Here is an 18,279-nt window from a genome sequence, read left to right as displayed (position 1 = left end):
CGAATTTTGCGATGCTTTCCCGAATCACCACAATTCGTGGCGGCCTTTTGCGACCCGTCTTCGCCGTCGGGGTGGTTTACGAACGCGCAGAAACCTGCCTAGGATATGCTCCGATACCGCGATTTCGCGGCCAAATGCCAGCGCGACCGCCAGCGAGGAAAATATGCCCAAGCACCCGATATTGTGTGATTGTTCCGGTTCCCAACCGCTCGATTCAGAGGCGCTCAGCGCGGCCACCGGCCTGCCCTGTTCGAAGGTACATTCACACCTCTGCACAACCGAGTCAGAGGCCGCTGCGGCCGCCCTTCAGGACCCGGATGCAATTTTTTGTTGCGGGCAGGAAAGTCGGTTTTTCACCGCCCTTGCCGAGGAGCTGGGCCAAGATGCCCCCGCCTTCCTGGACCTGCGAGACCGTGCCGGATGGTCCCGTGACGCCCTGAAGGCAGCCGATGTACTACCCAAAATGTCCGCATTGGTGTCAGAGGCCCAATTGGACCTGCGCCCTGCCAAAAGCGTCGATGTGGTAAGCGAGGGTCTGTGCCTCATCGTGGGAACTGCGGACGCGGCGCTCCCGGCAGCAGAAAAACTGCAAGACAGTCTTGGCGTCACCGTCCTGCTGACCGATGCTGCAGAACCGCCCCTCAGCCGAGGCTTTGACACGATCCGCGGCCAGTTGCGCAGCGCGCAAGGGGCGCTTGGCGGTTTTGAGATCACGGTAGACGCGCTGCAATCGCTTGATGTGACCGGGCGAGAATGGTCTTGGAGCGCACCGCGTGACGGCGGCCGTTCAGAGTGCGACATCATCCTCGATCTGCGCGGCGGCACGCCCCTGTTCCCCGCGCCTGAAAAGCGCGAAGGCTATCTGCGTGCAGATCCCAAATCGCCTGTGGCGGTGGCGGATGCGGTGTTTGCCGCAAGCCAGTTGGTGGGCACCTTCGAAAAGCCGCTCTATGTCAAAGCCGAGCCACTTCTCTGTGCGCATTCCCGCGCCCGCCAGACCGGCTGCACGCGCTGTCTCGATGCCTGCCCCACCGGTGCCATCACCCCCAATGGGGACAGCGTTGCCATTGATCCGATGATCTGTGCTGGCTGCGGGGCCTGCGCCTCGCTCTGCCCCTCGGGCGCGATCACCTATGACGCGCCACCCACCGAGAGCCTGTTCCTGCGGATCCAGACCCTTGCCAAAGCCTATCTCGACGCGGGGGGCGAAGCCCCGCGCCTGCTGGTCGTTGATGCGCATGGAGCCGAGATGATCCGCCTCGCGGCACGGTTTGATCGCGGTCTGCCTGCAGCTGTCATTCCACTCGAAGTCGAAGCCTTCAACACTTTTGGCCATGCCGAAATTCTCGCGGCACGCGCAGCTGGTTTTCGCGAAGTGTGCCTCTTGCCCGGCCCCCGCGCCGATCTCGATGTGCAAACACGTGAACGGGAGCTGGCCAATGCAATCTCGGCCGACGCGGCTCGCCTGCTGCACGCCGCCGAACCCGAAGCCCTCTGCGATGCGCTTTATGAGGCGCGCACCCTGCCCGCCGCGCCGGAGACACCACAGCGCCCCATGGGCACCCGCCGACAGATCACCCGTCAGGCAGCCCTGGCCTTGACCGCGGCTGACACCGAGCTGCCGTTGCCCGAGGGCGCGCCTTATGGTGCCGTGGTTGTGGACACTGACGCCTGTACGCTGTGCCTGTCATGTGTTTCGCTATGCCCCTCCGGTGCGCTTGGCGACAACGAAGATCTGCCACAGCTGCGTTTTCAAGAGGACGCCTGCCTGCAATGCGGTCTCTGTGCCAATGCCTGTCCGGAGGATGCAATCACATTTGCGCCCCGCCTGAACCTCGCCCCATCGGCGCTGGATCAAATAGTACTGAACGAAGAAGAGCCCTTTGCCTGCATCGAATGCGGCAGCCTCTTTGGGGTCAAATCCACAGTCGAACGGATCATGGAGAAGCTTGCGGGCAATCACGCGATGTTTGCGAGCTCCGAGGCCGCCAAGATGATCCAGATGTGTGATGATTGCCGGGTAAATGCGCAGTTCCACCAGAAGGACTCGCCCTTTGCGAGCAAGGAACGCCCGCGCGTCCGCACCACGGAAGACTATCTCAGCACGCGCCGTGATCATTAAATCAGACCCGCACCATTCCGCCCTTTCCCCCCGCGCCCACAACGGGCACCATGCCCGCGCGAGACCGTAATAGACCAAGCAAGGAGTAGCCCCGCGTGTCCATCACCCGCGACGCCGTCCTCGACGCCCTGAAGACCCTCAATGACCCTGTTAGCGGCAGCGACATCGTCGCCGCAGGCATTGTCCGTGCCCTTACTCTCGAAGGCAGCACCGTGCGTTTTGTCCTCGAAATCGATCCTGCAAAATCCGACGCCTACGCGCCTGTGCGCGATCAGGCCGAGGCAGTGGTGAGCGCTCTGGCCGGGGTCGAAAAGGTCTCGGCCCTGATGACGGCCCACAGCACCAAGGCGCCGCCGGATCTGAAGCCCAACAAACCAGCAGAGCCGCAAGGCCCGCAAAAGATCCCCGGCATTGCCAAGATCATCGCGGTTGCCTCTGGCAAGGGCGGCGTCGGGAAATCGACAGTCTCTGCCAACCTCGCCTGTGCACTGGCTCAGGCCGGGCGTCGCGTGGGGCTTTTGGATGCAGATGTCTATGGCCCCTCCCAGCCGAGGATGCTCGGGGTGTCCGGTCGCCCCGCCAGCCCGGATGGCAAGACCATCCTGCCGCTGCGCAATCACGGCGTCACAATGATGTCGATTGGCCTCATGACCAATGATGACCAGGCGGTGGTCTGGCGTGGACCGATGCTGATGGGCGCGCTGCAACAGATGATGATGCAAGTGCAGTGGGGCGCACTTGACGTGTTGATTGTCGACCTGCCGCCGGGCACCGGCGACGTGCAGATGACACTGGCGCAAAAGGCGCAAGTGGACGGTGCGATCGTTGTTTCCACACCGCAGGACGTTGCGCTTATTGATGCCCGTAAAGGCATTGATATGTTCCACAAACTGAATGTCCCTATCCTTGGTCTGATCGAGAACATGTCGACCCATATCTGCTCCAACTGTGGCCATGAGGAGCACATCTTTGGCCATGGTGGCGTTGCCGCCGAAGCCGAGAAACTGAATGTGCCGCTGCTCGCCGAGGTGCCCTTGCATCTTGACGTTCGTCTGGCGGCGGATGGCGGCGCACCGATCGTGGTGTCCAAACCTGACAGCGCCCAGGCGCGGGCGTTTCAGGACATCGCGGCAGCCCTCTTGGAGCGTGGCGCCGCATGAGCGAGACGATCACCTTCCCTCCCCTGATGACGGGGGAGGCCGCAGGCCCGGGACAGGATCCCTTTGACCTTGCATGCCAGAAGGCAGAACTCGGTGTCGATGCGGGGCTTGTGGTCTATGAGCTCGGAACAGACGTGCTGCGGGCGGCCCTCGTGCTGGCCCCCGAGGTGCCACTCGCCAAGGCTATGGCGATGCTGCCGGTCTGCGGGGTCGGGTTCCAGAACGCGCTTGGCGCTCTCGCTCCGCCAGAGGTCGCGGTGCATCTGGACTGGAACGGCGCCCTGCGCATCAATGGCGCACGCTGTGGCAGATTGCGGATCGCCGCCAGCACAGATGATCCGGACACGCAACCGGACTGGCTTGTGGTGGGGCTGGACCTGCCGCTCTGGCCTGAAGGCGATGGCGGCGAGACCCCCGACGAAACCGCGCTCTATGCCGAAGGCTGTGCTGATGTTGCTGCACCGCGCCTGCTGGAAAGCTGGGCACGCCATTGCCTGCATTGGATCAACCGATGGGATGAGGGCGAGCTTGAGACGATCCACGGCGAATGGCGCGGCCTTGCGCATGGCATGGGCGAAGCGCGCACCGAAGCCGGGCGCAGCGGCACGTTCCTTGGTGTAGACGAGGATTTCGGAATGCTTTTGCGGGATGAGACCACCACTCATCTGATCCCGCTCACCACCGTTCTGGTGCAGGACTGACAGGAGAGAGACGTGATGAAACTGGCCCGCGCCATCCATTTTGACGAAAGCGACATGAACGTCTTTGCCAGCCCCGCACGGACAGGAGAATGGTGCATCTCCGGGGGCTTTGAGTTCTCCAACTGGAGCGAAGGCGATCTGGTCGGCAAACAACGTCAGGCCTTTGCAAACGGCTGGATGGGGCTCGAAACCGCTGGGCGGGTGACCTTTGTCGCGGTCACCCAGATCGAACCCGAAGAGGTCACGAAACTCGTCGAGCAACTCGCCCAGCATTTCATGGAAATCTACGGCGCCCCGGATCTTGCAAGCGCCCGCCCTGTGGCAGAGGCCGAAATCGACCATATGGCCGAGCTCTGTGAGGATCACGATCCCAACACGCTCCTGACCGTGGCGCGCGAGCTGACCGAGGCCGGTGTGCGCGAGAGCTTCCGCGTCATCGAGGCCCAATCGGCAGGTCTGGAACAATTTGCGATCCATGTGACCGAGGACTAGGCGAGCGCAAGCCGGGCGGCCGTGCGAAGAATCCCTGTTTCCCCATACGGCAGCTCGGCTTAAGGTTTCCGCATCTTTCGCGTCCTATTTTGGCGCCAAACATCATTGATAGGGATATGATTCTTGCGGAACTCCATTTTTGCGGCACTTGCACTCTCTCTGGTCGGCAGCCTCGCTCAGGCCTCATCGCTGTTTCTTGAGGCCGGCAATTGGGCGGCGGTCTACAAAGGCGACACCTGCCACGTCTACACGCTCTCTTCGGCGCGGGACACATCGGGCTATCTCGAGTTCACCTTCCAGAACAACGGCTTCAACGCCACGTTTGACTACATCTACACGCCTTACACGCCCGATGAGATCGACGCCCCCTGGGACGAGTCCATGGACAGTGTTTCGCTCTACATCGGGGATCAGCCAGTCTGGTATGGAGAAGAGATGTTCTTCTATACCGGCCCCGGCTTTACCTATGGCGCAAGCCTAACCCCCGGCTTCATCTCTGAACTGACGGCCGAAATGATCGCCAATGGTGAGCGGTTTGATTTTGCCGTCGACCGCGCCGTGGATGGCGAGACATGGCTGTATGGCGGTTTCTCCCTCGAAGGGTTCGATCAGGCCTTGGCCAAGGCGGGCAAGATGTGCCAGTTCGACCCCCGCGCCCTGCCACAATCCTGAGCGATCGCTCAACGCAGAATGACGCCCACCGCCGCACGCGGTGGGCTCTTTTGTAACCGCCGCGCCTAGTGACAGCCGCGCGGGATCACCTCTTTCCAGTCACGAGTCAGGATCAAGTCTTCGCCCTCAAAGGCCTTGATCTCGCGCCAGAGCGTGAAAGTTTCGGTGTCACACCACATCGCGCTGTCGGTCTCGATGCGCAGGTTCCAATCCGGAGCATCCCCGTCTGTCTCGCGCCCAAAGGCAAAGACCCAGGCGCAATCAAACCGCGCGCTGGCCGGATCATCCGGGTGGATGGCATAGCGCATCCGCACATTGCTGCTCACCTGCTGGCCATGGGAGAGATCGCGCGCGGCCCCGTAGCTGTCATAGCTCTCCAGAACATGGGTTCCATCCGCCTCGATCCTGGTTGTTGCCTCGCCCCAGGGCTTTTCCAACACCTGTGCTTGATACCTCGGGTAGTCCCGCGCCGCGCCCGGGGCCTGCGCGTCAATCTCAACCTCGACGCGGCGCTCCGGCAGGACGAGCGCGCAGTCTTCCAGATGCAGCATAATCTCCGCCGCTTCCGGCGCGGGCCAGACAATTGGCCAATACGAGGTCGAGAGCGCAAGCCTCAGTCGATGCCCCGCCAGCACACGATGGGCACATTCATTGAGCTCAAACTCCACCTCATAGCGCTTGCCGGGTTCGAGTTTGGTGGCGACCTCATGACTGTCATCATGACATAGGTTCCGCGGTCGATAGGTGATACGCTGCGATTGCCCCGAAGGCGCCACATCACAAAGCCGCGCCACCACCTGCGCCACGGGTTTGTCGACACTAAAGGCCAAGCGCACACGCGGGCGGCCCAGGATCTCCATCGGCGCCAGGAGCGGTGTGCTGTCAAAACAGGTCGAGGCCGCGTCATCCACGCTCTGATCACCAGGACGTTCGTTGTCGATCCGGATCCCGGGGCAAAAATACCCGCCCGCCTGCCCCACGGTTGCCGCGCTCTTGACCACGACCGTTCCCGCCTGCGGGGCAGCCGCAAATCCCGCACGCGCCAGCGGCCATGTCACATCGCTGACATTGGGCGACGGCCAATGCGCCTCGGCCACCCACCGGCCGTTCTGCGGCAGGTTCTTGGGGCTCGGCTCGGTAAACTCTTGCAGAAAGACACGGTAATCCGGCAGCGCGTCTGCCCCGGCGTCCTCGCCTTTGAGATAGTGATCGAACCAGCGCAGGACCTCACCGTGAAAATCCGCCGCCTCGATCTGGGAAATATGTGCATAGCGATGCTCCCACGGCCCCATCAAGGCTTTGGCAGGGGCGCCAGTCATCTTGGCGGCGAGCGCAGATGGTGCGTTCACATAGGCATCGGCCCAGCCCGTGATCGCCAGAACCGGCGCCTTGATCGCCGACCAGTCCTCACTGACGGACCCATGTTTCCAGAACGTGTCCCGGGTTGGGTGCTTCAGCCAATCAGCGGCCATAAAAGGAAGATCGTTGATACGGCCGAGCCATTCCTCCCGCCAATCCGGACGCAGTTTCGGGTCCAGCGGTCGCGTCATATAGGCAAACATCTGGCTCGCCCAATTCTTGTTGTCGCTAAGAAGACAGCCCCCCATATAATGAATATCATCGGCGTAGCGATCCACGGTAGAGGCCACCGAGACCACCGCCTTTAGCGCCTCGGGGCGGCGGTAGGCCATCTGCAAGCCATTGAAGCCACCCCAGGAAATCCCGATCATACCGACATTTCCGCTCGACCAGGGCTGCGCCGCGATCCACTCCAGCACTGCCTCACCATCCGACAGTTCCTGCTCGGAATATTCGTCGTCAAACCGCCCGTCACTATCGCCAGAGCCTGCGATGTCCACACGCAGGCAAGCATAGCCCTCTGCGGCAAAGACCGGATGCGTCGTGGCATCGCGCGGCGCCGTGCCATCGCGTTTGCGGTAAGGCAGATACTCAAGAATGACAGGAAACGGACCTTTACCTTCGGGCATCCACATCCGCGCCGCAAGCCTGCGGCCATCAGGCAGGGGAATCCACAAATGTTCGGTCACGGTGATGGCAGAGGGCTGTGTCATAGATTTCTCTTCGGTCTTGGCGATGTCTGCAAACTCTGCGCGAAATGTCGGGCCGGGGAAACTGCGCGCTTGTACGCGACATGATGCATATGTACGCAAGGTAGCATCACATCGCGAAGGATGAGACATGCGCACCGCTTTTAGCCAGAACCTGCGTTTTCTCTGCGCCGAGACTCCCTCGATTGCGCAGACCTGCCGCGACATCGGCCTCAACCGACAGCAGTTCAATCGCTATCTTTCCGGAGCAGGCCTGCCTTCGGCACATAACCTGCGCCGCATCGCCCGCCATTTTGATGTTCCGGAGGCCGATCTGTTCACAAACCCCGATCAATTTGCAGCCGCGCGTCGCCCCAAGCGCAGCCCCCAATTGCCCGCTCCACTGTTTCATCTCGGGACAGGCTTTGCCGATCAGGCGCGAATCTTGCGCCGTTTCTTGGGCAGTTATCATGGCTATTTCACCACCCCGACCTGGCCCGGGCAGGTGCTTCGCACGCTCATTCATCTCCGGGACGTCGACGGCTATGTCACGAGCCACACGTTCGAGCGCGCCCGCTCGCTGGATGGCAGCATCCACCAGCGCAGCAGCTATCGCGGCCTGGTCGCAGAACGTGGTGGTCGGCTCTGCTTACTAGAGCGCCCCCGCAATGCCGTCGGCGCGCTCTCAGAAACGATCCTAATGCCCGAGCACCCGCATCAGATCTCGTACCTGCAGGGTCTGGTGCTCGGAGTCTCTGCAGGCGCAAACCGCCGACCTTTTTCCACCCGCACCGTCTGGGTCAGGATCGAAGAAAAGACTTCTGCCCGCGCAGCACTTGCCGCCACGGGCACCCTGGCCAAGGACAGCCCGCGCCTTGACCCCAAAGTGCGGCGCCTCCTCGGAGATGACTCGCCGCTCAGTATCGTATCGGACCTCTTGGCACCCAGTTAATCTTTCTCGGGCTTCGTGTCGCGCGGCAGGACGGGGGCCGAGCGGTCAAGCGCCAGGTCCGCGTCAGAAAATACCCAAGGCCCCCGCACGCCTGGCACGCCCTCGGGCGCAATCTGCATCTGACGATGTTTGATCTGCGCATCCTCAAAAGCCTGCCCGATGGTGTTGATCGGCCCAGCCGGAACGGTCGCGGCCTCAAGCGCAGCCAGCAAATCCGACTGGCTCCACTGTGCAAGCGCCGCCGCCAGCAGCGGCGTCAAATCTGCACGGTGCGCCACCCGCAGCTGGTTGGTGGAAAAGCGCGGATCATCCTTGAGCCCTGCAAGGTTAAGCACATCGCACAGTCGGGTGAACTGACCATCATTGCCAACCGCAAGAATGACATGACCATCGCGCACCGCCATCACCTGATAGGGTGCGATATTGGGATGTTCATTGCCCATTCGGGTGGGGCTTTCCCCGGTTACCAGATAGTTCATGTTCTGATTGGCCAACATCGCTGTGGCGCAATCGAGCAAGGACATATCGATATGCTGCCCCCGCCCGGTGCGGTGCCGCTGCTCCACCGCTGCCAGAATACCGATGCTGCCATAAAGCCCCGTCACCACATCCGTGATCGCCACGCCAACCTTTTGCGGCTCCCCATCGGCGGCCCCGGTGATCGACATCAGCCCCGACATGCCCTGCAGCAAGAAGTCATACCCCGCGCGCGTCGCATAGGGACCATCCTGACCAAATCCGGTGACAGAGCAATAGATCAGACGCGGATTGAGAGCGGAGAGGCTCTCGAAATCCAGGCCATATTTCTTCAGCCCGCCCACTTTGAAATTCTCGATCAGAATGTCGGCATCGCGGACCAGATCGCGCACCTGGGCCTGCCCCTCTGATGTGCGAAAATCAGCCGTGACACAGGTCTTGCCCCGGTTGGCGGCATAATAGTAGGCGGCCGTTTTGTCACCCTCCCGCTCCACAAAGGGCGGCCCCCAGCGGCGGGTGTCATCACCCTCGGGGCTTTCGACCTTGACCACTTCGGCGCCCAGATCCGCGAGCGCCTGACCAATCCAGGGACCAGCCAGAATGCGGGCGAGTTCAACAACCTTGAGGCCATGAAGCGGTGTCATGCGGCGACTTCCTTTGCACGTTAATCACTTTGGCTCCCTGCATAGCGGACCGCGCTCTCAAAGGCCAAGCATCCTTCGCTTCGCCCCCGCCCCCGGACCCGCGTGCGACCCCCGCAGCGCACCGCAGGTGCGCTGCCCGGCCCAACGGGTTTGACTGCATTTCAATGCGGACAAAGCGGGCGGGAGTGCGCCCGCGACCCAAGAATGCCTCATTTTACACCACACGACCCCATTGCGCTTATTTTTTAATCACCACGGCGGACGGATGCTCCCTGGCCACACCGCGCGGATAGCGCACTGCCGCAAGACCTCGCACTCTCAGCGAAATCCATCCCGCAACCCTCAAAGGCTCTGGTATAATGTTCAGGGAAGCTGCCATGCCGCAGGCCGCAGATATCGCGACAGCGCCCCAACGCCCAAGCGCCCCTGGGGATGTTGTGGCAGCTGGTCAGCCGCCGCGCGCTCGGGGGCGGGCCCATGTCAGCAGCAAACGGCGCGATGATGGCGCAGTAGCCCTCGATACGCTTCACCAATCCGGGGCGCTGAAGCTTCTGTTCCCGACTGGTCGGCCAGATCTTGAGGCGGTGACTGTCAACACTGCAGGCGGCATCACGGGCGGTGATGACTTCGCGCTGACGGCCAAGGCTGGCGCCCAAAGCCAGCTCACCCTGACAACACAAGCCGCCGAACGGGTCTATCGCGCACAGCCGCATCAGACCGGACAGATGACAACGCGGCTGAGCGTGGAGCCACAAGCGCGCCTTCGATGGGTGCCGCAAGAGACAATCCTGTTTCAGCACAGCGCCTTCCGGCGCAGCCTTCATGTGGAACTCGCCGACGATGCGGAGCTCTTGCTGGTCGAGCCGCTTGTCTTTGGCCGCGTCGCCATGGGCGAGCATCTCTCCGCGCTGCGCTTTCACGACCAGATCCAGATCCGACGCGCAGGGCGCATCCTCTTTCGCGATGCAATCCGGCTCGACGGGGATGCTATGGCTCAGCTCAAGCGCCCGGGCATTGCCGGCGTTCTGTCTGGCCCCTGCACCGCCATGGTCACACTCGTTCTGGCAAGCCCCGGTGCCGAAGCCGCCTTGGCGTGGCTGCGCACTCAGTTGCCTGCGGGCAAAGAGGCCTATGGCGGGGCGTCCCTCCTCGCGCCGAATCTGTTGCATATGCGGCTTCTGGCGCGCGACAGTTTTGTCTTACGCCAGAGCCTCTTGCCCATTCTTGACAAGCTCACCGAGGGCAGCCTGCCCCGATGCTGGAGACTTTGAGACCATGAAAGCGACAGGCGCATGAATCTGACACCGAGAGAAAAAGACAAGCTTCTGGTCGCGATGGCGGCCGAAGTCGCCCGCAAGCGACTGGCGCGCGGGGTGAAACTCAATCATCCAGAGGCAATCGCGCTCATTACCGATGCCGTGGTCGAGGGGGCGCGCGACGGCAGATCGGTAGCGGAGATGATGCAGGCGGGGGCCGAGGTCATCACCCGCGATCAATGCATGAGCGGCGTGGCCGAGATGATCCACGAAGTGCAGGTCGAGGCCACTTTTCCCGACGGCACCAAGCTCGTGACCGTACACAACCCCATCCGTTGACAGCTCAAACCGGAGATCTTGCCCCATGAAACACCTGCTCGCTCTCGCGCCTGCCTTCGCGCTCACCGCTGGTCCGGCCCTCGCTCATGGTGGGGCGCATGTGCATCCACACGGGGCCGAGGTCTGGATTGCCCTCATCCTTGCTGCCGCCGTGGTCGGTGGCACCATTTCGTGGTTTCGGAGTCGCAAATGATCCCAGGAGAGCTGATGCCCGCCGCAGGTGATCTGACCCTGAATGAGGGCGCCGAGGCCCTCACACTGATGGTTGCAAACACCGGCGACCGCCCGGTGCAGGTGGGCAGCCACTACCATTTCGCCGAAGCGAACCCTGCGCTCGACTTTGACCGTGAGGCCGCTAGGGGCCTACGTCTCGACATTGCCGCCGGAACCGCCGTGCGGTTTGAACCCGGCCAACGCCGTGAGGTGCCGCTGATCCCCATCGGCGGGGCACGCAGGATTTTTGGGTTCAACGCCGAAATCATGGGGGATCTGTGATGCGCCACCAACCGTCTGCAGCTTTCAGGCGCAAGTACGCCGCGGCCTGTCTTTCGCCTTCTAAACGTCTCGTCTGAGATTTTCGACCGTCTCCTCCGATAGGAATTCAATCATGCCCGCCAACATCCCTCGCTCTGACTATGCCGCCATGTATGGGCCGACCACCGGCGACCGCGTGCGGCTGGCCGATACTGACCTGATCATCGAGGTGGAGCGCGACCTCACCGGCCCTTACGGCGAAGAGGTCAAATTTGGCGGCGGCAAGGTGATCCGCGACGGGATGGGACAGGCGCAGACGACGCGCGCGGGCGGCGCGGTCGATACCGTGATTACCAACGCGCTGATCCTTGATTGGACCGGCATCTACAAGGCTGACGTCGGGCTGAAAGACGGGCGCATCCATGCCATCGGTAAGGCCGGCAACCCCGACACTCAACCCAATGTGACCATTATCGTTGGCCCCGGCACCGAGGTGATCGCGGGCGAAGGGCGCATCCTGACGGCAGGCGGGTTTGACAGCCATATCCATTATATCTGCCCGCAACAGATCGAGGATGCGCTGCACTCGGGTCTGACCACCATGCTCGGCGGCGGCACCGGGCCAGCCCATGGGACTTTGGCCACCACCTGCACCCCCGGTGCCTGGCACCTGGGTCGGATGATGCAGGCCGCAGATGCGTTTCCGATGAACCTGGCGTTTGCAGGCAAAGGGAATGCCTCGCTGCCCGCCGCCATTGAAGAACAGGTTAACGCAGGCGCCTGCGCGCTGAAACTGCATGAGGACTGGGGCACCACACCCGCTGCCATCGACTGCTGCCTCGGGGTGGCCGATGCAATGGATGTGCAGGTGATGATCCATACAGACACGCTCAATGAGTCGGGGTTTGTGGAACACACCGTCAAGGCCATGAAAGGCCGCACCATCCACGCCTTTCACACCGAAGGTGCGGGCGGTGGCCACGCACCGGACATCATCAAGATCTGCGGTGAGGAGTTCGTGTTGCCCTCCTCGACCAACCCGACCCGCCCCTTCACCGTGAACACCATCGAAGAGCACCTCGACATGCTCATGGTCTGTCATCACCTCGACAAATCCATCCCCGAGGATGTGGCCTTTGCCGAGAGCCGGATCCGGCGCGAAACCATTGCCGCCGAGGACATCCTGCACGACATGGGGGCCTTCTCGATCATCGCAAGCGACAGCCAGGCGATGGGACGCGTGGGCGAGGTCATCATTCGCACATGGCAGACCGCAGACAAGATGAAGAAACAGCGCGGCCGCCTGAGCGAGGAAACAGGTGAGAACGACAACTTTCGCGTGCGGCGCTATGTGGCAAAATACACCATCAACCCGGCGATCGCGCATGGGATCGCGCATGAAATTGGCTCTATCGAGGTGGGCAAGCGCGCGGATCTGGTGCTGTGGAACCCAGCCTTCTTTGGTGTAAAGCCCGAGATGGTCCTGATGGGCGGCACCATCGCCTGCGCGCAAATGGGCGATCCCAACGCCTCCATTCCGACGCCGCAGCCGGTCTATTCGCGTCCCATGTGGGGCGCTTACGGGCGCTCGGTCGAGCATTCTGCCGTCACCTTTGTGTCCGAGGCCGCGCAGGCCGCAGGCATCGGTAAGACACTGGGTCTTGCAAAACAGACACTTGCGGTAAAGGGCACACGCGGGATCGGGAAGTCAGCACTCAAGCTCAACACCGCCACGCCTGAGATCGAGGTTCACCCTGAAACCTATGAGGTACGCGCGAATGGGGAGCTTTTGACCTGTCAGCCCGCCGAGGAACTGCCCTTGGCACAGCGATATTTCCTCTTCTAAGGTTGAGCGACCCTCAATTCAGGAGCCCATAATGTCGCGCCTTTCTGCCGTTCTTCTTGCTGCCATTCTGCCGCTGCCCCTGTGGGCACAGGCATGTCCGACTGCGTCGGATCTGACTGAGGGGGGTATCATTTTTGAGTTCGAAGAAGGCGACTCCGAGACATTTCGCGAGCTGCGCCCCGGTCTGATCGAGAGCGTTTACGCGCATGACGCAGAAGCCTCCGGCGCCACGCGGGTGTTGCTCGCAAAGGGGCTCTATGTTCTGGAAATCATCGAGCTCGAGCGCGGCGAACTGCGGCCGAACACCCGGCTGACCTATGCCTTTCCTGTCGCGGCGGACGCGCTTCTTCTCCCGGAGACCGAGACCAATGGCCTCGCGGAATGGAGCTATAAAGTGGCCTATAATGATGTGGGCTACATTGACCAGGAGACGCAGACTTTCACCCCGCAGCCAAAATTCGAGAAGAGCTACGGCGACTGCACCTACGACGTCCTTCCGGTCCATGTCCACTACAGCGAAACTCCACTCACGGATCGCGATGTTCTGCACTACCTGCCCGCGCTCGGGATTTCGTATCTCGCGGGCAATATCACGGCGGAAGGCGAAGAAACCTATGAATATCAATCCATCAGGAGCGTGAAGTGACCTATGAGACCACGCCAACCGCAACAGCCTTGCCTCTGGCGCATGCCGGGAATGCGTCAGAAGTGCTAACCTATTTGCTGCGATGCGGCTATGTTGAAGCCACGGGAGAGACAGTCTTGAACACAGGAGCACGTCCCCATGGCATACGCATCGAACGCACAAACCAGCACCCCCTTCAATCCGTTCGGCCTGATCGCAGGCTTTTTCCGCGCGATTGGCAATGGTCTGGTGCATCTCGCAGAATCCAACCACCGCGTGAACCGCGCCCGCACCCTGATGGAGCTGTCGGACGAAGAACTGGCACAGCGCGGCCTGAAACGCGAAGACGTTGTAAAGCACGTCTTCTCGGACATCATGTACGTCTGACGACCCGCGCATCGCGCATCAAAAACCTGACCAGCGCGGGGGGCCGATCATGAGCGCCCCCCGGCTGATTGCCCGGCACTATCACGGGCACCCCCATGACGAAAGCCCGCGAGATTGCGTGGTGCTTGATTACGACGCCCGCTTCCTGCGCCGAAAGGTTCTGACCTGTGAGAGCGGAGAGCGTCTTCTGGTGGACCTTTCGCATACGACATCACTTGATCACGATGGTGTCTTGCTGCTCGAAGGCGGCGGCGAGATCCGTGTGGTTGCGGCCCCAGAGCCACTTTTGGAGGTCACCGCCGATCATCTGCCGCGAATGGCCTGGCACATCGGAAACCGCCACACCCCCTGCCAGATCGAGGCGTCCCGGCTGCTGATCCAGCGCGATCATGTGATCCGGGCCATGCTCGAACAGCTCGGCGCGCAGCTCAGAGAGGTGGAGGAGCCCTTCACGCCCGAAGGCGGCGCTTATGGTCACGGGCGCACCCACGCCCATGAACACGGCCATACGAACCATCACGGCCAGCACCACGATCACGCAGATCATGGCCACAGCCACGACCATTCCCATGACCAGTGAGGCGACGCTGAAGCTGATGCAATGGCTTTCGCCGGCCTATCCGGTGGGGGCTTTTGCCTATTCGCACGGGCTCGAAGGCGCCGTCTCAGAGGGGCATGTGCGCGACGGGGACACATTGTCGGACTGGCTGAGCGACCTGCTGACCCATGGTGGCGCGCGCTCGGATGCGCTGCTCTTGGCCTGTGCCTATCGCACAGAAACCGCAGAGTCGCTGGCGGAGATCGACGACACCGCGCGCGCGTTTTGCCCCTCGGCGGAACGTCTGCAGGAGACCGACCTGCAGGGCGCGGCCTTTTGTCGGACCACGGCCGCGATCTGGGACACAGCATTGCCTAGCCTCACCTACCCCGTGGCCGTGGGGCACGCGGCCAGACTCAATGATGTTGCGCTGGATCTTACGCTGAACATGTATCTGCATGCCTTCCTCTCCAACCTTGTTGCGGCCGGTCAAAGGCTTCTTTCGCTTGGACAGACGGAGGCACAGCAACGCCTCAACGCCTGCGGGCCACAACTGCGCAGGACGGTCGACGCGGCGCTCTCGGGTACGATCGACGATCTCTTTGGTGCGAGTTTTGCCGCCGATATTGCCTCCATGCGCCATGAAACCCAATATTCGAGGATCTTTCGCTCATGACATCGCAGACAACTGCGCCCCATGGACCGCTCCGCGTCGGCATCGGCGGCCCCGTGGGAGCAGGCAAGACCACGCTCATGGCAGAGCTTGCCCGCGCGCTGAAGGATCATCACTCCATCGGCGTCATCACGAACGACATCTACACACAGGAAGATGCCGAGGCCTTGATGCGCCAGCAAATCCTGCCACAGGACCGGGTGATCGGCGTGGAGACCGGCGGCTGCCCGCACACGGCAATCCGCGAGGATGCCTCGATCAATCTCGCGGCGGTGGCCGAGATGCAAAACCGCCACCCCGAGGTGGAAATCGTGCTGATCGAAAGCGGTGGTGACAATCTCTCGGCCACGTTCTCGCCGGAACTGGCGGATGTGACGCTCTATGTCATCGACGTGGCCGCAGGCGAAGAGATCCCGCGCAAGGGTGGCCCGGCCATCACCCGCTCAGACCTTCTGATTATCAACAAGACCGACCTTGCCCCTCATGTGGGGGCTTCGCTTGAGGTGATGGAACGCGATGCGAAGCGCATGCGCAATGGGCTGCCATTTGCCTTTACTGCATTGCGTCATGGCGAAGGAGTCGACACCGTGCTCCGCCATCTCTTTGACATCGGCGGCATCGACTCGGGCGCGGTGACATAAAGAGAACGCCGCCCGGGCAAACCCGAAGCGGCGTCTCACGAGGTGTCGGGGACCTATATCTGGGACCAGGCCAAAGACCGCGGGTCTTGGGTCTAGATATTCTGTGTCTGGTCTGCCTGCGTCTGGGCAATCTGCCCCGCAGGCGTCACATCAGCGCAATATTCGTTTTGTGCATAGGATTTGGTCAGGCTCACGCCGACGATCAGAACCACCAATGCACTTGTTTTAATATGTTGGATCATATCGGTATCCTCTGGCGACAGGGGCAACATTCGCCCCTCACACCAGCAGGTTTAACGTGCAGCTTGCATGCAAAATATGAAGCGGTTCACATAAGGCGCAAAAAACTTCGACCTTCGCTTGGACCAGACCACCGCGCATGCGATAAGCTGGGACTTGAACTCGCCAGCCCCGCGCCTTTGGGCTTGGCTCAGGATCTGCAGGCGTCAAAGACCAACCCGTCAGTGGCAAGTTTGCGAAAATTTGGAATTTGAACTAGCATTGTTAGCGCTAACTTGGCATATAGGCCGCGAACCGGATCTCGCAGGCGCGCCACCAGCGCCGCCTATTCGATGCGAATAACGAGGAGCCCACTTGATGAGTGACATTTGGCAGCAACTCTCAGCCCATCGCGCCGCGACCGAGGCCACCCCGCTCACCGACTACTTTGCTCAGGACGCCGACAGGTTCGCGCGCTACTCCGCCTCTGCCGGTGAGATGTTGCTGGACTATTCCAAGACCGCGCTGGACGATACCGCGCGCGACCTTTTGGTCCAACTGGCCGAAAGCGTGGATCTGAAGTCGAGGATCGCGGCGATGATGTCGGGTGCCAAGATCAATTCAACCGAGAACCGCGCCGTGCTGCACACGGCCCTGCGTGCGCCAAAGGATGCAGTCATTGAGGTGGACGGCGAAAACGTCGTCCCTGGCATCCAAAAGGTCCTGGCGCAGATGGGCGCCTTTGCCACCGCCCTGCGGGAGGGCAGCTACCAGACCAAGACCGGCACGGCCTTCACCGATGTTGTGAACATCGGCATCGGCGGCTCTGACCTTGGCCCGGTGATGGCCACGCTGGCGCTTGCCCCCTATCACGACGGGCCCGCCTGTCATTTTGTGTCCAACGTGGATGGCGCGCATATCCATGACGTGCTGGCCGGTCTGAACCCGGAAACCACTCTGGTCGTGATCGCCTCCAAAACCTTTACCACCATCGAGACGATGACCAACGCCGAGACCGCTATCCAGTGGCTCAAAGGTGCGCTGGGTGAGGATGTTTCGACCCATCTGGCGGCCGTGTCGACAGCACTGGACAAAACGGCCGCGATGGGCATCCCAGACGCCCGTGTCTTTGGCTTTGCCGATTGGGTGGGCGGACGCTACTCCATGTGGGGACCGATCGGTCTGCCGATCATGATTGCCGTGGGGCCGGAGTCCTTTGGCGAATTCCTCGCAGGCGCTGCCGCGATGGATCAGCATTTCCGTGATGCGCCGCTGATGGAAAACCTGCCTGCGCTGCTCGGGCTCATTGGCGTCTGGCACAACAACATCTGCGGTTATGGTTCGCGCGCGGTTCTGCCCTATGATCAGCGTCTGTCCCGCCTGCCCGCCTATCTTCAGCAGCTTGATATGGAGAGCAACGGCAAATCCGTCGCGCTCGATGGCAGCCCCCTGCCCCGCGCCTCCGGTCCCGTGGTTTGGGGCGAGCCCGGCACCAACGGCCAGCACGCGTTTTACCAGTTGTTGCATCAGGGTACGCAGGTGATCCCCACCGAGTTCCTGATTGCCGCAACGGGTCACGAGCCCGAGCTGGCCCATCAGCACAATCTTCTGAAAGCCAACTGCCTTGCTCAATCCGAAGCGCTGATGCTGGGGCGATCCTGGGATGAGGCGCGCGAGATTGCCATCGCGCGCGGATTTGACGGGGTGGATGCCGACCGTATGGCCGGGCATCTGAGCTTTCCCGGCAACCGTCCCTCGGTGACCCTCGCCTACCCCAAACTGACGCCATTCGTATTTGGTCAGATCGTTGCTCTCTACGAACATCGTGTGTTCACCGAAGGCGTGATCTGGGGGATCAACTCCTTTGATCAATGGGGGGTTGAGCTGGGCAAAGAACTGGCGACCCGCCTTCTGCCGATGGTCGAAGGGGCAGATGCATCCCAAAAAGACGCCTCCACCCGCGGCCTGCTCGCCAAACTCTCCACCTGACCGTCAACCAAGAGGAAGACACCC

General features: G+C 61.7%; 20 protein-coding genes. 17 read left to right on the top strand and 3 right to left on the bottom strand.

Going from position 1 to position 18,279, the window contains the following annotated elements:
• The first annotated feature begins 163 nt into the window (after nt 1-163).
• The 5 genes from TM1040_RS06300 to TM1040_RS06280 all read left to right on the top strand — a co-directional run bounded on the left by TM1040_RS06300 (nt 164) and on the right by TM1040_RS06280 (nt 5,147).
• Nucleotides 164-2,122: a 4Fe-4S binding protein gene (locus TM1040_RS06300; RefSeq protein ID WP_011537744.1), complete on the top strand. Its 1,959-nt coding sequence runs from the start codon at nt 164-166 to the stop codon at nt 2,120-2,122.
• A 95-nt stretch (nt 2,123-2,217) separates the two neighbouring features.
• On the top strand, nt 2,218-3,282 hold the full coding sequence (gene apbC, locus TM1040_RS06295; RefSeq protein WP_011537743.1) for an iron-sulfur cluster carrier protein ApbC: 1,065 nt from the start codon (nt 2,218-2,220) through the stop codon (nt 3,280-3,282).
• Nucleotides 3,279-3,983: a DUF4444 domain-containing protein gene (locus TM1040_RS06290; protein ID WP_011537742.1), complete on the top strand. Its 705-nt coding sequence runs from the start codon at nt 3,279-3,281 to the stop codon at nt 3,981-3,983. Before apbC ends, TM1040_RS06290 begins: the two co-directional genes overlap by 4 nt.
• A gap of 15 nt (nt 3,984-3,998) precedes the next feature.
• The gene (locus TM1040_RS06285; RefSeq protein WP_011537741.1) at nt 3,999-4,475 is read left to right on the top strand and encodes a DUF6505 family protein; all 477 of its coding nucleotides are present in this window, start codon (nt 3,999-4,001) and stop codon (nt 4,473-4,475) included.
• Between the two features lie 123 nt (nt 4,476-4,598).
• Nucleotides 4,599-5,147 (top strand): hypothetical protein, encoded by a 549-nt coding sequence (locus TM1040_RS06280; protein WP_011537740.1) that lies wholly within the window; start codon nt 4,599-4,601, stop codon nt 5,145-5,147.
• A 65-nt stretch (nt 5,148-5,212) separates the two neighbouring features.
• Here the strand turns inward: TM1040_RS06280 and TM1040_RS06275 are convergent, their stop codons facing one another.
• Complete coding sequence (locus TM1040_RS06275; protein WP_011537739.1) at nt 5,213-7,219, bottom strand: CocE/NonD family hydrolase; 2,007 nt, start codon at nt 7,217-7,219, stop codon at nt 5,213-5,215.
• 127 nt (nt 7,220-7,346) lie between these two features.
• Here TM1040_RS06275 and TM1040_RS06270 point away from each other — a divergent pair, with 127 nt between their 5' ends.
• Nucleotides 7,347-8,147 carry a helix-turn-helix transcriptional regulator gene (locus TM1040_RS06270; protein ID WP_011537738.1) on the top strand — a complete coding sequence of 267 codons (801 nt, stop codon included), beginning with the start codon at nt 7,347-7,349 and terminating at the stop codon, nt 8,145-8,147.
• Here the strand turns inward: TM1040_RS06270 and TM1040_RS06265 are convergent.
• Nucleotides 8,144-9,268 (bottom strand): CaiB/BaiF CoA transferase family protein, encoded by a 1,125-nt coding sequence (locus TM1040_RS06265; protein WP_011537737.1) that lies wholly within the window; start codon nt 9,266-9,268, stop codon nt 8,144-8,146. The genes TM1040_RS06270 and TM1040_RS06265 overlap by 4 nt on opposite strands.
• Before the next feature lie 377 nt (nt 9,269-9,645).
• Here TM1040_RS06265 and TM1040_RS06260 point away from each other — a divergent pair, with 377 nt between their 5' ends.
• The 10 genes from TM1040_RS06260 (at nt 9,646) to ureG (ending at nt 16,047) form a co-directional block, all read left to right on the top strand.
• A complete protein-coding gene (locus TM1040_RS06260; RefSeq protein ID WP_011537736.1) occupies nt 9,646-10,539 on the top strand; it encodes an urease accessory protein UreD in 894 nt (297 codons plus the stop codon).
• Nucleotides 10,540-10,560: 21 nt separating this feature from the next.
• Nucleotides 10,561-10,863 (top strand): urease subunit gamma, encoded by a 303-nt coding sequence (locus TM1040_RS06255; RefSeq protein ID WP_011537735.1) that lies wholly within the window; start codon nt 10,561-10,563, stop codon nt 10,861-10,863.
• Nucleotides 10,864-10,888: 25 nt separating this feature from the next.
• A complete protein-coding gene (locus tag TM1040_RS20220) occupies nt 10,889-11,056 on the top strand; it encodes a hypothetical protein (RefSeq protein ID WP_166485526.1) in 168 nt (55 codons plus the stop codon).
• Nucleotides 11,053-11,358 (top strand): urease subunit beta, encoded by a 306-nt coding sequence (locus tag TM1040_RS06250; protein ID WP_011537734.1) that lies wholly within the window; start codon nt 11,053-11,055, stop codon nt 11,356-11,358. Before TM1040_RS20220 ends, TM1040_RS06250 begins: the two co-directional genes overlap by 4 nt.
• 112 nt (nt 11,359-11,470) lie before the next feature.
• Entirely contained in the window at nt 11,471-13,183 is a 1,713-nt protein-coding gene (ureC, locus tag TM1040_RS06245) for an urease subunit alpha (protein ID WP_011537733.1), read from the top strand.
• A 31-nt stretch (nt 13,184-13,214) separates the two neighbouring features.
• Nucleotides 13,215-13,829, top strand: a complete 615-nt coding sequence (locus TM1040_RS06240; protein ID WP_011537732.1) for a hypothetical protein — start codon at nt 13,215-13,217, stop codon at nt 13,827-13,829.
• Nucleotides 13,830-13,967: 138 nt separating this feature from the next.
• Nucleotides 13,968-14,195 (top strand): DUF1127 domain-containing protein, encoded by a 228-nt coding sequence (locus TM1040_RS06235; protein ID WP_011537731.1) that lies wholly within the window; start codon nt 13,968-13,970, stop codon nt 14,193-14,195.
• Between the two features lie 49 nt (nt 14,196-14,244).
• The gene (ureE, locus tag TM1040_RS19980; protein WP_011537730.1) at nt 14,245-14,775 is read left to right on the top strand and encodes an urease accessory protein UreE; all 531 of its coding nucleotides are present in this window, start codon (nt 14,245-14,247) and stop codon (nt 14,773-14,775) included.
• Entirely contained in the window at nt 14,765-15,409 is a 645-nt protein-coding gene (locus TM1040_RS06220) for an urease accessory protein UreF (RefSeq protein ID WP_011537729.1), read from the top strand. The genes ureE and TM1040_RS06220 overlap by 11 nt, the downstream gene beginning before the upstream one ends.
• The gene (ureG, locus tag TM1040_RS06215) at nt 15,406-16,047 is read left to right on the top strand and encodes an urease accessory protein UreG (protein WP_011537728.1); all 642 of its coding nucleotides are present in this window, start codon (nt 15,406-15,408) and stop codon (nt 16,045-16,047) included. The genes TM1040_RS06220 and ureG overlap by 4 nt, the downstream gene beginning before the upstream one ends.
• Nucleotides 16,048-16,139: 92 nt before the next feature.
• Here ureG and TM1040_RS06210 read toward each other — a convergent pair whose 3' ends face one another.
• A complete protein-coding gene (locus tag TM1040_RS06210) occupies nt 16,140-16,289 on the bottom strand; it encodes a hypothetical protein (RefSeq protein ID WP_166485525.1) in 150 nt (49 codons plus the stop codon).
• A 355-nt stretch (nt 16,290-16,644) separates the two neighbouring features.
• On the opposite strand from TM1040_RS06210, the gene pgi reads away from it, so the two are divergent.
• Nucleotides 16,645-18,255 carry a glucose-6-phosphate isomerase gene (gene pgi, locus TM1040_RS06205; protein ID WP_011537726.1) on the top strand — a complete coding sequence of 537 codons (1,611 nt, stop codon included), beginning with the start codon at nt 16,645-16,647 and terminating at the stop codon, nt 18,253-18,255.
• Nucleotides 18,256-18,279 lie beyond the last annotated feature (24 nt).

It is taken from the genome of Ruegeria sp. TM1040, assembly GCF_000014065.1.
Taxonomy (GTDB): Bacteria; Pseudomonadota; Alphaproteobacteria; order Rhodobacterales; family Rhodobacteraceae; genus Epibacterium.
This window is presented reverse-complemented; position numbering and strand designations above follow the sequence as displayed.